The 12,902-nt window shown below is 71.7% G+C and carries 11 protein-coding genes; 9 read left to right on the forward strand and 2 right to left on the reverse strand.

All coding sequences use genetic code 11. The features are described 5' to 3' along the window. Positions 1-22 precede the first annotated feature (22 nt). Positions 23-1,081: a strictosidine synthase family protein gene (locus KRR26_RS06215; RefSeq protein WP_217079342.1), complete on the forward strand. Its 1,059-nt coding sequence runs from the start codon at positions 23-25 to the stop codon at positions 1,079-1,081. Continuing rightward, positions 1,078-2,295: a glycosyltransferase family 4 protein gene (locus KRR26_RS06220; RefSeq protein WP_217079343.1), complete on the forward strand. Its 1,218-nt coding sequence runs from the start codon at positions 1,078-1,080 to the stop codon at positions 2,293-2,295. The genes KRR26_RS06215 and KRR26_RS06220 overlap by 4 nt, the downstream gene beginning before the upstream one ends. Here KRR26_RS06220 and KRR26_RS06225 read toward each other — a convergent pair. Further along, a complete protein-coding gene (locus KRR26_RS06225) occupies positions 2,292-2,894 on the reverse strand; it encodes a nitroreductase family protein (protein WP_120201770.1) in 603 nt (200 codons plus the stop codon). The two genes, KRR26_RS06220 and KRR26_RS06225, sit on opposite strands and share 4 nt — an antisense overlap. 401 nt (positions 2,895-3,295) lie before the next feature. Between KRR26_RS06225 and KRR26_RS06230 the strand changes: the two genes are divergently transcribed. From KRR26_RS06230 to KRR26_RS06260, 7 genes are all read left to right on the forward strand, one after another. Then, entirely contained in the window at positions 3,296-4,984 is a 1,689-nt protein-coding gene (locus KRR26_RS06230) for a chemotaxis protein CheA (protein ID WP_217079344.1), read from the forward strand. Further along, positions 4,981-6,804 carry a methyl-accepting chemotaxis protein gene (locus KRR26_RS06235; RefSeq protein WP_120201774.1) on the forward strand — a complete coding sequence of 608 codons (1,824 nt, stop codon included), beginning with the start codon at positions 4,981-4,983 and terminating at the stop codon, positions 6,802-6,804. Before KRR26_RS06230 ends, KRR26_RS06235 begins: the two co-directional genes overlap by 4 nt. Further along, positions 6,801-7,361: a chemotaxis protein CheW gene (locus KRR26_RS06240; protein ID WP_120201776.1), complete on the forward strand. Its 561-nt coding sequence runs from the start codon at positions 6,801-6,803 to the stop codon at positions 7,359-7,361. Before KRR26_RS06235 ends, KRR26_RS06240 begins: the two co-directional genes overlap by 4 nt. Further along, the gene (locus tag KRR26_RS06245; RefSeq protein WP_120201778.1) at positions 7,361-8,290 is read left to right on the forward strand and encodes a CheR family methyltransferase; all 930 of its coding nucleotides are present in this window, start codon (positions 7,361-7,363) and stop codon (positions 8,288-8,290) included. Before KRR26_RS06240 ends, KRR26_RS06245 begins: the two co-directional genes overlap by 1 nt. After that, on the forward strand, positions 8,287-9,504 hold the full coding sequence (locus KRR26_RS06250; RefSeq protein WP_321202741.1) for a protein-glutamate methylesterase/protein-glutamine glutaminase: 1,218 nt from the start codon (positions 8,287-8,289) through the stop codon (positions 9,502-9,504). The genes KRR26_RS06245 and KRR26_RS06250 overlap by 4 nt, the downstream gene beginning before the upstream one ends. Next, a complete protein-coding gene (locus tag KRR26_RS06255) occupies positions 9,501-9,947 on the forward strand; it encodes a response regulator (RefSeq protein WP_120201780.1) in 447 nt (148 codons plus the stop codon). Before KRR26_RS06250 ends, KRR26_RS06255 begins: the two co-directional genes overlap by 4 nt. Before the next feature lie 93 nt (positions 9,948-10,040). Beyond that, complete coding sequence (locus tag KRR26_RS06260) at positions 10,041-11,324, forward strand: RNA polymerase sigma factor (RefSeq protein ID WP_217079345.1); 1,284 nt, start codon at positions 10,041-10,043, stop codon at positions 11,322-11,324. 16 nt (positions 11,325-11,340) lie between these two features. Here KRR26_RS06260 and KRR26_RS06265 read toward each other — a convergent pair whose 3' ends face one another. Then, complete coding sequence (locus KRR26_RS06265; RefSeq protein ID WP_217079346.1) at positions 11,341-12,873, reverse strand: hypothetical protein; 1,533 nt, start codon at positions 12,871-12,873, stop codon at positions 11,341-11,343. Positions 12,874-12,902 lie beyond the last annotated feature (29 nt).

Raw genomic sequence — 12,902 nt, forward strand, 5'->3', positions numbered from 1 at the left:
GCACGCACGCTAGAAAGGCCCCATGCGGAACAAGAGGCTGCTCGGACTCGGCGCGGGGCTGCTCCTGGTGGGCGGCTTCGTGCTCAAGACGCTCGCGGACGCGGGCCAGTTCAAGCACCTGTCGCCCCACTTCGCCGGCCACTGCGTCCCCGTGGCCGGAATGCCCGGCGGCGAGGACATCACCTTTCACCCCACGACGGGCGCAGCCTATGTGTCCTCGGATGACCGGCGCGCCACGCAGGCGGGCCACCCCGTCCCCGGCGGCATCTACCGCTTCGACCCCGCGAGCTCCTCGCCGCCCACGCTGCTGACGGGCGCGTTCCTGGCGGACTTCCACCCGCATGGCCTGAGCCTCTACGTCGCGCCGGATGGCACGCAGACGGTGTTCGTCATCAACCACCCAACGGCCGGAGGCGCCCAGGTCGAGCGCTTCCAGGTCGGCGCGGACGGAATGCTCGTCCACACGCGAACGGTGCGCGATCCCGCGCTGGTGTCCCCCAACGACCTCGTCGCGGTGGACGCGGAGCGCTTCTACGTGACGAACGACCACCACTTCCCGCCCGGGACGCTCCAGGTCGTCGAGGACTACCTCCAGCTTGCGCGGGGCAACGTCGTCTACTTCGACGGGAAGGGCTTTCACGAGGCCCTCTCCGGCACGGCGTTCGCCAACGGCATCAACTGCTCCGCGGACGGGAAGACGGTGTACCTGGCCCAGTCCGTGGCCCAATCGCTGTCCGTCTACACGCGCGACGTGGACACCGGAGCGCTCCACCTGCGCCACACGCTTCCTCTGGGCACGGGCGTGGACAACATCGAGCGCGACGCGACGGGCGCGCTGTGGGTCGCGGCGCATCCCAAGCTGCTCGACTTCGCCTCATATGCCGCGGACGTGACCGAGTCGCGGCGCGCGCCCACCCAGGTGCTGCGCCTGACCCCGTCCGGCGACACGTTCCAGGTGGACGAGGTCTACCTGGATGACGGCAGTCACATCTCCGCGGCCGCGACGGCCGCCGTGTCCGGCAAACAGCTCTTGCTGGGTCCCGTCTTCGCCAAGAACCTGCTGAGCTGCGTGCTTCCATGAACGCCCCATCCCTCCCACGCCCCGCCTCCGACGCCCCGCCCATTCCGGGGGTCCGCCCCATCAAGGTGCTCCACTACCTGGAGAACATCGGCATGACCGGGGTGGAGACCTTCCTCCTCATGCTCTGCGAGTCCCAGGCGCGCTCGGGCCGCGTCGTGCCCGCCATCGCCTGCGTGATGGAGGACCGCGAGGAGTTGCAGCGCAGCGCTCGGGCACTGGACATCCGCGTCATTCCCTTGCCGTCGCCCGCGGGCAGCGGCAGCGGCTTGGGACGCAAGCTGCGCTCGGCCCGGCTGCGCGCGGAGCGCGTGAGCACCCTGTCGCGCCTGCTCAAGCGGGAGGAGATGGACGCCCTCCACGTGCACGCGGTGGGCATCGCGGGGATGGATGCGTTCGTCGCCGCCGAGCTGGCCGGCACGCCCTCCACGCTCGTCACCCACCACGCCACGCTGGAGTGGTTCCGGCAGGGCGGGCGCCCCTCGCGGATGAGCGACGCCACGTTCTGGCTGGAGAAGCAGCGGGTCAGCCGCGCGGTGATGCCCTACGCCGCGGCCGCGCGGGAGCTGGAGGCCCATGGCATGCCCGCCGCGCGCGTGTCCGTGGTGCCCTTCTGCGTGGACCTGAAGAAGTTCCCCGGCCGCCCCGAGCGCGCCGTCCTTCCGGATGCGCCCTTCCGGCTGTTGATGGCGGCGCGCCTCGTGCCGGGCAAGGGCCACGCGGAACTCTTGAGCGCGGTCGCCAGCCTCAAGGACAGACATCCCCGGCTGAAGCTTGTCATCGCGGGCTCCGGCCCCCTCTCGGATGACATCGCGGCCCAGGTCATTTCGTTGGGCCTCTCCGAGGTGGTGGAGCTCACCGGGCACCTGTCCAACGAGCGCATGCCCGCGCTGCTCGCCACCGCGGACGCCATCGTGCTGCCCAGCTACATGCCCGGCGAGACGTTCCCCATCTCGCTGCTGGAGGCCATGGCCACGGGGCTGCCCGCCATTGGCACGCGCTGGTTCGGCATCCCCGACATCATCGACGACTCGCGCACGGGCTACCTCGTCGAGCCGCGCGATGCCGCGGGGCTCGCGCGCGCCATCGACGCGCTCGTGTCGGACCCGGCCGCCGCCGCCCGCATGGGATTGGCGGGCCAGCAGCGGGCCCGCACGGAGTTCTCCTCGGACGGCGTGGCCGCGCGCTACGAGCACCTCTACCGCGCCGGCCTCTAGCCCGCGCTGGGCGGGACGTAGGCGCTCAGCCGCTCGCCGCCCAGCTCGGACGTCACCGAGCCCACGTCCACCGCCACCCGCGGGCGCAGCCTGGCGTCCGCGGGGACGTGCCCCAGCTCGACGAGCCCGAGCAGCTCCTCCCCTGACTGCATGCCCAGCACCTCGCGCAGCGGCGACTGCTCGCCCAGGGGCGTGCTCTTCCAGCCCGAGCCCAACCCCAGCGCGGTCGCGGCCAGGCACACGTTCTGCGCCGCGGCCGCCGCCGAGGCGAGCTGCTCCCAGCGCGGCGCGGGCGACGGCTCCTTGGGGCTGGCGATGACAGCCACCTGGAGCGGCGCGCGCAGGGCCTTCATCCGCTGACGCTCCAGCACCTCGGGCGGCATCCCCGGGTCCGCGGCGCGCGCCGCGGCGACCAGCGCCTCACCCAGCCGCTCGCGTCCGGCCCCCCGGACGATGACGAAGCGCCACGGGCGCTGGAGCTTGTGGTCCGGCGCGGTGACCGCCGCGCGGAGAATCTGGTCGAGCTGCTCACGCGTCGGCTCGGGGCCCGCCAGCACGGGCGCCGTCCGGCGCGTCATCAGGCATTCAAGTGCGTCCATGAAGTCCCTCTTCCGGGCGCGAAGCCGCGCCCCACGGTCTTTTTCTACACACCCTGTGGCACAGCGTCGATGCCAGCGCACGCTCCCCCCTCCGTGGGTCGGACGAAGGCCCAGCCGACGTGGCGAGTCAGACGGCGCACGGACACACGCGCCGTTCGTCCCTCCTGCGGCCAGACGTGCGTGACGCGACGCTCCCTCCTTCTCGAGCGTTCAATTGCACACATCTCGCACACGAATACCCGACGGGTCCCCAATCCCTGACACAATCACTCCACCCCTCGCTCGAGCGAGCCTTCCGGGACCTATGAGTCAGGCGCGACCCGTTTGATAACAATAACCAGCCGTGACACATCTACGTGCCGCGGCAGCCCTCCCCCCTCGCTGGCGCAGTTCAGACATACATGGAAGTCGATCGCCACCTGCTCTTGAGCATCTTCGTCGTCGAAGCGGATGAGCAATTGGGAGGCATTGAAGAGGGATTGCTGGAGCTGGAGTCCAACCCAGACTCGCCCGGCACCCTGAAACGTCTCTTCCGGCTCATCCATACGCTGAAGGGGACGGCGAACTCGCTCGGGTTCGTGCAGTTGAGCGAATTCGCCCATGTGGTGGAAAGCCTCATGGACCGGCTGCGCCAGCGCACACTGGTCATCACGCCGGACCGAGTGAGCCTGCTGCTGCGGGCGGTGGACTCCCTGCGCGCCCTGATGCCCTCGCCCACCGGGGAGTCCGGGGACGTGCCGCCCACCGTGAACGCGGTGCTGGACCTGCTGGCCACGGACATCGCCTCGGCGGCCGAGCACGCCGCACGGCCGGACGACCTCTCCGACGACGAGAACCCGACCCCGGCGGAGCCCGCGCGGGAGACGCCCCCCGGGGACCCCGCCACGCACACGCTGCGCGTGGACGTGCGCCGGTTGGATCGCCTGTTGGACCTGGCGGGCGAGCTCACCATCGCCCGCGAGCGCCTGGGGCGACTCCTGCACAAGCTGGAGGGCGCCGAGGCGGCCTCGCTGCGCGAGGCGAGCTGGGAGGTGGACCTCGTCTCGCAGGAGCTGCAGGAGCAGGTGATGCAGCTGCGGATGGTGCCGCTGGCGCCCACGCTGAGACCGTACGCGCGCACGGTGCGCGACGTGGCGGCCAGCCTGGGCAAGCGCGCGCGGCTGGATGTGCAGGCCGGCGACGTGGAGCTGGACACCCGGCTGGTGGAGCAGCTCCGCGCCCCCCTCACGCACCTCATCCGCAACGCGCTGGACCACGGCATCGAGCTGCCCGAGGAGCGGGTGGCGAGAGGCAAGGAGCCCTGTGGCCAGCTCGTGCTGCGCGCCCTCCATGACGCGGGCGCCACCGTCCTGGAGCTGTCGGACGATGGCGCCGGCCTGGACCGCGCGGCCATCGAGCAGCGCGCGCGGGAGCAGCGGTTGGCCTCAAGGCCCGAGCTACTCGACGACGCGGCGCTGTACGCGCTCATCTTCGAGCCCGGCTTCACCACCACCCAGGCCGTGACGGAGTACTCGGGCCGCGGCGTGGGCCTGGACGTGGTACGCAGGACGGTGGAGGCCCTGCGCGGCTCGGTGGCGGTGCGCTCAGCGCCCGGCGCGGGCACCACCTTCACGCTTCGCCTTCCCCTCACGCTGGCCATCATCGACGGGTTCCTCGTCCGCGCGGGCGAGGAGACCTATGTGCTGCCGCTCGACACCGTCACCGAGTGTCTGGAGTTGCCGACGGGCCAGAGCACCGGCACCGAGCGCGGCATGCTGCACCTGCGCGACCGCGCCCTGCCCTATGTGCGCGCCCGAGACTTGTTCGGCGTGAGCGCGCCCCCCGCGCCGCGCGAGAACGTGGTGGTGCTCCAGCACGCGGGCGGACAGCTCGGCCTCGCGGTGGATGCGCTGCTCGGCACGCAGCCCGTGGTGCTCAAACCCCTGGGCACCGTGTTCCAAGGGCTGCCCGGGCTCGCGGGCTCGTCCGTGCTCGGAGATGGGCGCGTGGCGCTCATCCTGGACATCCCCGGCCTGCTGCGGCTCGCCCACCAGCGCAAGTCCGTCTCCGCTCCCCTTTCGTCTGACCTCCCCCCGGTGCCCCTCACATGAGCCAACTGTCCGTTCGCGGCAAGCTCGTCCTCGCTGCCATCCTCTCCATCGCGCTCTTCGTGGGCATGTGGAGCGTGATGTACCTGATGGCCCACCTCACGCAGGAGAACCACGTCCACATCGCGGAGCAGCAGACCAAGGCCCAGCAGCTCGGAGAGCTGGGCATCCAGCTGCTGCACCTGGATACGCCGGGCAATGACGTGCTCAGCAACTGGGACGTGGTGGGCGAGCGCGCCAACTTCGAGAACGAGAAGGACGCCTTCGAGCAGAAGTCGCGTCAGGTGGAGGCCCTGCTCGCGGACGACGCGGGCGAGGCCAACACCTTCCAGAGCCTGCGCCCGGACATCCGCATGCTCGTGACCCACGCCAACCGCGTGTTCGAGGAGGCCACCCAGCGCGTCACCTTCGACAAGGAGGGCAAGGCCGCGGAGACGAACGCCGCCCAGGAGCGCGCCACCCAGAGCATGGCGATGATGGACCAGGCCTTCAGCCGCGCCAACAAGACGCTCCAGACGCTCCAGGCCACCCAGCGCGAGAAGATCACCCAGGTGATGCGCCAGACGCAGGAGATGAACAACAGCCTCGTGGGCTACGCCCTGGTGGCGCTGCTGGTGGCGGTGGCGATGACCACGCTCATTGGCGTGGCCACGGTGCGCTCCATCTCCACCCCCATCGTCCGCGCGGCGGCGGTGCTCACCGAGATCTCCCACGGCAACCTGGACCACCGCATCGAGGTGACGTCCCAGGACGAGGTGGGCGAGCTGCTGGCGGCCAGCAGCGCGATGATCGCCTACCTCCAGGAGAAGGCCACCGCCGCGTCCGCCATCGCCCGAGGCGACCTGCGCGTGGAGACGGTGCCGCGCTCGGAGCGCGACGTGCTGGGCAAGGCCTTCGCGCAGATGCGGGAGAACCTGTCGCGCATCATCGGTGAGATTCGCACCGGCGCGGACAGCCTCGCCTCCGCGGCCGAGCAGATCTCCGCCACCTCCCAGAGCCTGTCCGAGGGCACCAGCGAGCAGGCCTCGTCCGTGGAGCAGACCACGTCCAGCCTGGACGAGATGACCGCCTCCATCAGCCAGAACGCGGAGAACAGCAAGCGCGTGGAGCAGATGTCTTCCAAGGGCGCGCGCGACGCCGAGGAGAGCGGGCGCGCGGTCCATGAGACGGTCTCCGCGATGACGGCCATCGCGGAGAAGGTCTCCATCATCGAGGAGATCGCCTACCAGACGAACCTCCTGGCCCTCAACGCGGCCATCGAGGCCGCCCGCGCCCGCGAGCACGGGCGAGGCTTCGCGGTGGTGGCCACCGAGGTGCGCAAGCTGGCGGAGCGCAGCCAGAGCGCGGCCAAGGAGATTGGCGAGCGCGCCTCGACGAGCGTGAAGATCGCCGAGCGCTCGGGCGGCCTCCTGGGCGAGCTGGTGCCGTCCATCCGCAGCACCGCGAACCTGGTGCAAGAGGTCGCCGCCGCGTCCCGCGAGCAGGCCGTGGGCGTCACGCAAATCAGTCAGGCCATGGGCCGCATGGACCAGGTCACCCAGCGCAGCGCCGCGGCCGCCGAGGAGCTGTCCTCCACCGCCGAGGAGATGGCGCAGCAGGCGCAGGGCCTGTCGGAGATGGTGGCCTTCTTCCAGGTCTCGCACGACGGCCCCCTGGGGCTGCCGGCCCGCCACGCTCGCGCCGCCCCCGTCGCCCCCCGCGCCCCAGCGCCGCGGCGCGCCTCCCTCGCTCGCACCCCGCCGCCGCGCCTGGCCCCCGAGGTCAACACCGTGGTGGACGCCTCCGATGAGGGCTTCACCCCCTTCGACGGGGGCACGCGATGATGACCGCGCCCACCAGCGAGTTGGAGCAGTACCTCACGTTCCACATGGCCGGTGAGGCCTTCGCGGTGGGCATCCTGCAGGTGCGGGAGATCCTCCGCTACGAGACCGTCACCCGCGTCCCAGGCAGCCCGCGCGCGGTGCGCGGCGCCATGAACGTGCGCGGCAGCGTGGTGCCCGTGGTGGACCTGCGGATGACCTTCGAGGGACAGGAGAGCACCCTCACCCCCAAGACGTGCGTCGTCCTGGTGGAGCTGCCCCAAGCGGAGGGCACCGGGGTGATGGGCCTCTTGGCGGACACGGTGGATCAGGTCATCGACCTGCGCCCCGAGGACATCGAGCCGGTGCCCACGCTGGGCGTTCGCATGGACGCCCGCTACCTGTCGGGCCTGGGCCGGCTGAACCAGCAGTTCGTCCTCATCCTCGACATCGCGCGGACGCTGTCGCCGGAGGCGCTCGCCGCGCGCGACGAACCGCCGAGCCCCGCCGTGCCGAATGACCTCGCGCTTGCGCCGGAGCCCGCGGTCGAGCCGCACCCCGCGGAGCCCTCGGGCGCCTGATGACCACGTCCTCCCGCCCCCACGTCTTTCCCGGCGCACCCGAACCGCGCCCGCTGAACGACGAGGAGTTCCAGCGCTTCCGCGCGTGGGTGCACCAGGAGAGCGGCATCCTGCTGGCGGAGACGAAGAAGGCCTTCCTCACCGCGCGGCTCGGACACCGCATCCGCGCGCTGGGCCTGCCTTCGTTCGGCGCGTACTACCAGCGCGTGACGAGCGGCGAGGACGCGGACGAGGCGCGCCAGATGCTGGAGGCCCTCTGCATCCACGAGACCTCGTTCTTCCGCGAGCCCTCGCAGTTCACCTTCCTCCAGGACACGCTCGTGCCCGCGTGGCGCGCCGAGGCCGAGCACGGCCAGCGCACCGCGAGGCTCCGCATCTGGTCCGCCGCGTGCGCCACGGGCGAGGAGCCCTACTCCGTGGCGATGATGCTGGGCATCTGCCTTCCCGCGGAGGAGGGCTGGGCGGTGGACCTGCTGGCCACGGACCTGTCCACCTCGGCCCTGCGCCGCGCGCGAGAGGGGCTGTGGCCCATCGAGCGGGCCCGTGAGATTCCGGACGCGTACCTGCGCCGCTACATGCTGCGGGGCACGGGGAAGCAGGCGGGTTGGATGAAGCCCGGCCCGCAGCTCCGCGCCCGGGTGCAGTTTCGTCCGCTGAACCTGCACCACGTGCCGCACGACGTGAACGGCACGTTCGACCTCATCCTCTGCCGCAACGTGCTCATGTATTTCAGCCCCGCCGCGCGCCTGCGCGTGGTGGAAGGACTCACGGACCGACTTCGTCCCGGGGGCCATCTCTTCATCGGCCACGCGGAGAGCCTCCAGGGCATGAGCGCGCGGCTGCGCTGCCTCCGGCCCACCATCTACATGCGCGTGGCGGAGGCGAGCACGCCCCCGCCGCTCGCGGGCGCGAAGCGGGTGGGCACGTGAGGCCAGGGTCCTCGCCGCTCGGAGGTGGCGCCGGCCGGAGGCGCATCGAGGTCCTGGTGGTGGACGACTCGGCGGTGATGCGCGAGTTGATGACCCAGATGCTCTCGCGCGAGCCCGACCTGGGCGTCACGGTGGCGGCCGACCCGCTCATCGCGTTCGACAAGCTCCAGCGTCACCGGCCAGACGTCATCGTCCTGGACCTGGAGCTGCCGCGCATGGACGGGCTCACCTTCCTGCGGCGGCTGATGCGCGACTCGCCGCTCCCCGTGGTGGTCTGCTCGGGCACCGCGCCGCGCGGCACGTGGCGCGCGTTGCAGGCGCTCGCGCTCGGCGCGGTGGAGGTGTTGGGCAAGCCCCGCTTGGACCCCGCCACCTTTGCCACCCAGGCCGCGGGGCTGCTCGACGCCGTGCGCGCCGCCGCCCAGGCCCGGCCCCGGCCCCGCGCCCGGGAGGTGACGGCCCGCCTCCCCGCGCCTCCGCCCGTGGCGCCTCCGGCCCCCAGCGCGCCTCCCCCGCCCATCGCGACCGCGCCACCTGCGTCGACCGTGGTGGCCGCGCTCGCGCCGCCGCGCGCCTCGGAGCCTTCCTCTGCCGAGGGCGAGGTGCTCATCGCCCTGGGCGCCTCCACCGGGGGCGCCGAGGCGCTGCGCGAGGTGCTCACCGTGATGCCCGAGGACGCGCCGCCCATCGTCATCGTGCAGCACATGCCCGCGCCCTTCACGGTGGGCTTCGCGCTCGCGTTGGCGCGCTCCTGCCGCATCGAGGTGCGCGAGGCCCGCGCCGGAGACATCCCGCGCCGGGGACTGGCGCTCGTGGCACCGGGCAGCCTGCACCTGCGTGTGCGCGGCAAGGGCGGCATCTACCGCGTGGAGATTCACGACGGCCCGCCCGTCAATCGGCACCGCCCCAGCGTGGACGTGCTCTTCGGGTCCGTGGCTCGCGCCGCGGGCGCTCGGGCCGTGGGCGCCCTGCTCACCGGCATGGGCGCGGATGGCGCGGACGGCCTGCTCCAGATGCGTCAGGCCGGCGCCGTCACCGTGGCGCAGGACGAGGCCTCCTGCGTCGTCTACGGCATGCCCCGTGAAGCCGTGCTGCGCGGCGCCGCGCAGCACGTGGTGCCGCTCTCGCAGATGGGCACCACCTTGTTGAACGCCGCGCGCCGCCTCGCGCTCCAACGCCCGCTCCCCTCACCGCACACCCCCTCCTCCCCATGACCACGACCCGAAACGCCACGACGGCCGTCCTCAGCAAGCCCCCGGCGACGCGCCAGCGTGTGCTCCTGGTGGATGACAGCCGCTCCATCCGGACCCTGCTCAAGCTCTACTTGATGGAGCGCGGCTTCGAGTTCCTCGAGGCCAACTCCGCCGAGGAGGCCCTCGCGGTGGTGCGGCACGAGCCCCTGGACCTCGTCATCACCGACTTCAACATGCCCGGCGTCAACGGCGCGAGCTTCGTGCGGCTGCTGCGCCTGAGCGACAACCCGCGCGTGCGAAAGATGCCCGTGCTGATGATGACCAGCGACGAGCGCCCGCACCACGTCCAGGCCGAGGCCGTGGCCGCGGGCGTCAGCGCCTTCTTGCGCAAGCCCGCCCAGTGCGCGGAGCTGCTCGCCACCGTGGCGCGCCTGCTCCCCGCGGCGCCCGCGCGCGCGAGCTGAGGCCCCCTCCCGGAGCACGCCTCCACACACACTCCCGTTCCCGGCCCCAGGCTGGACTTGTCTTGCCCAGAGGAACTGCGTAAGGCGACGGGCGTGACGGCCACCGACACCCAGCGCGCCATCCACGCGGTCTGGCGGATTGAGTCCGCCCGCCTCATCGCCGGACTCACGCGGCTCGTGCGCGACGTAGGTCTCGCCGAGGAGTACGCCCAGGACGCGCTCGTCGCCGCGCTGGAGCGCTGGCCCTCCGCCGGCATCCCCAGCAACCCCGGCGCCTGGCTCATGGCCACGGCCAAGCACCGCGCGCTGGACTCGCTGCGCCGCGGCAAATTGCTGGAGCGCAAGCACGAGGAGCTGGGCCACGAGCTGGACTTGCGCAGCGAGCTGAACGCGCCGGACCTGGACGCCGCCATCGACGAGAACATGGGCGATGACCTGCTGCGGCTCGTCTTCATCTCCTGTCACCCGGTGCTGTCCACCGAGGCCCGCGTCGCGCTCACCCTTCGCCTGCTGGGCGGCCTGACGACCGAGGAGATTGCCCGCGCGTTCCTCGTGCCCGAGCCCACCGTCGCCCAGCGCATCGTCCGCGCCAAGCGGACCCTGGCCGACGCCCAGGTGCCGTTCGAGGTTCCGCGCGGGGCGGAGATGGCGGCGCGGCTGGCCTCCGTGCTGGAGGTCATCTACCTCATCTTCAACGAGGGCTACTCCGCGACGGCGGGCGACGACTGGATGCGGCCCGCGCTGTGCGAGGACGCCCTGCGCCTGGGGCGCATCCTCGCGGAACTCGCGCCGAAGGAGCCGGAGGTGCACGGGCTCGTCGCGCTGCTGGAGATTCAAGCCTCGCGCTCGCGCGCGCGCGTGGGCCCCTCGGGCGAGCCCATCCTGCTGTTGGACCAGAACCGGGCGAAGTGGGACCACCTGCTCATCCGCCGCGGGCTCGCCGCGCTCCAGCGCGCCGAGTCCCTGAGCCAGGTGCGCGGGCCGTACACGCTCCAGGCCTCCATCGCCGCCTGTCACGCGCGGGCGCGCACCGCCGGGGAGACGGACTGGCCGCGCATCGCGGCGCTCTACGCGGCCCTCTCCGAGCGGCTGCCCACCCCCGTGGTGGAGCTCAACCGCGCGGTCGCGCTCGCCATGGCCTTCGGGCCCGCGGTGGGGCTCGAACTGGTGGACTCGCTCCGCGGTGAGCCGACCCTCAAGAACTACCACCTGCTGCCCAGCGTGCGCGGGGACCTGCTGGTGAAGCTCGGGCGGCTGAAGGAGGCGAAGGCGGAGTTCGAACGGGCCGCCTCGCTGACCCGCAACGCCCGGGAGCAGGCGCTGCTGCTGTCGCGGGCGGCCGCGTGTGAGCAGCCGCCCGGGGCCTCCGGAACCTAGCGCGGCCCGGTCGCGCTCACTCCGCCGCTGCTTCTTCGCGCTCGCCCGTCCGGCACGTGTCACGCAGTCGCGTGGACCAGAGCTGATTGGCGAGCGAGTCATCCAGCGCGGAGAAGAAGACCCGGTCCCCGATGCGGGTGTACTCGCGCGGATAGGACGACGTGATGGGCGCGATGTCCTTGAGCAGCTTCGTCCCGGCCAGCGTGCCGTCCGTCACCCAGGGCTCGATGGAGCCGGATTGCGCGGCGAAGAAGGTGAGGTTGTCGCGCACGGTCACCACCGGGGAGCCGTACTCGTCCGACAGACTCAGCGGCCGCCGCAGCAGCCTGGTGCCAGCCGCCGTCCCATCCGTCACCCAGAGCTGCGAATCCCGAGGCGCCGGCCCCGCGCTCCCAATCCCCATGCTGAAGAAGATGCGCCCGCGCCCGACCGAGGCGGCATCCAGGTACGGGTAGGCTTCACCGAACCGGATGTACGGATTGGGCAGCGTCACGATGGGGGTCTGGGCGCCCGTCGCGATGTCCATGCGGTACACCGCGAGCAGCTGCGCGGGCACCGACGTCACCGTCAGGTAGAGCGCGCCGTTCATCACCCCGAGCAGCGAGGCCCGGCGCGCGGGGCCGAAGGTGTCCAGACGCACCGTGCCCGCGCTGGTGCCATCCGTGGCCCAGACCTCGGTGGACCCGTCCAGCCGCGACAGCGTGAAGAACCCCTCCGTGCCCACCACGAGCACGCGGCCGGGGAACACGGTGTTGGGGCTCGTCGAGAGCTGCTTCATGCGGGTGGTGGCCCCGGCCGTTCCGTTGCTCGTCCACAGCGCGAGGCCGCTCGGCGCCTGGATGAAGAAGAGCACCGACGAGGGCAGCGCGAGCTGCTCTCCCGTCGGGAAGGTGCCTGCGCCCAGGTCACGGAGCTGGACCGTCCCCGTGTCGTTCCCATTCGACGTCCAGATTTCAGCGTGCGGAAGCGTGGGGTCGGGCGGATGGGACTCGCGCAGGAACACGAGCCGGTTGCCCAGCGTCGTCAAGTGCGTCACGAATGAATGCTGAATGCCAGGGCCGAAGGTGAAGAGGCGCTTCGTGGTCACCGTCGAGCCACGGGTGACCCACAGCTCGGAACCGCGCAGGGAGTCCGTCAGCGTGAAGAAGAGCTGCTCCGTGGCGGCCGTGAGCTGCCTCACTCGCGTATCCAGTGTCACGAGGGGAAAGGACTTCACCTCGGCCGTGCCCGCCTCGGAGCCATCGCTCTTCCAGAGGGCGCGGCGACCGTCCTCGAAGTTGATGGCGAAGAAGAGCGTGCCATTGAAGTCAGTCAGGCTCTCCGGTGCCTCGGAGAGGCGCCCCGGGAAGGGCGAGGGCGGAAGAATCCGTTTCACCCGCGCCGTGTCCGCCGGGCCCGGAAGGCACCACGCATCCGCCACCCGTTCAGACGTGTCCTCCGCGGCCCGAGGCTCCGTCTGTTCATCGGGCGACACACCTGCCTCTGGCAGCGTGCCACCACAGCCCAACATCCACAGACACCCCACCACCCCAACGCCCCAAGCACGCATGCGACCTTCCCCTCCGCGACCGGCCTGCG

The sequence above is a fragment of the Citreicoccus inhibens genome, assembly GCF_019039035.1.
Taxonomy (GTDB): domain Bacteria; phylum Myxococcota; class Myxococcia; order Myxococcales; family Myxococcaceae; genus Citreicoccus; species Citreicoccus inhibens.

Coding starts and splice junctions, on each gene's coding strand:
- KRR26_RS06225 (WP_120201770.1), bottom strand. CDS start 2,894: ATGGACGCACTTGAATGCCTGATGACGCGCCGGACGGCGCCCGTGCTG.
- KRR26_RS06215 (WP_217079342.1), top strand. CDS start 23: ATGCGGAACAAGAGGCTGCTCGGACTCGGCGCGGGGCTGCTCCTGGTG.
- KRR26_RS06220 (WP_217079343.1), top strand. CDS start 1,078: ATGAACGCCCCATCCCTCCCACGCCCCGCCTCCGACGCCCCGCCCATT.
- KRR26_RS06265 (WP_217079346.1), bottom strand. CDS start 12,873: ATGCGTGCTTGGGGCGTTGGGGTGGTGGGGTGTCTGTGGATGTTGGGC.
- KRR26_RS06245 (WP_120201778.1), top strand. CDS start 7,361: ATGACCACGTCCTCCCGCCCCCACGTCTTTCCCGGCGCACCCGAACCG.
- KRR26_RS06235 (WP_120201774.1), top strand. CDS start 4,981: ATGAGCCAACTGTCCGTTCGCGGCAAGCTCGTCCTCGCTGCCATCCTC.
- KRR26_RS06240 (WP_120201776.1), top strand. CDS start 6,801: ATGATGACCGCGCCCACCAGCGAGTTGGAGCAGTACCTCACGTTCCAC.
- KRR26_RS06230 (WP_217079344.1), top strand. CDS start 3,296: ATGGAAGTCGATCGCCACCTGCTCTTGAGCATCTTCGTCGTCGAAGCG.
- KRR26_RS06255 (WP_120201780.1), top strand. CDS start 9,501: ATGACCACGACCCGAAACGCCACGACGGCCGTCCTCAGCAAGCCCCCG.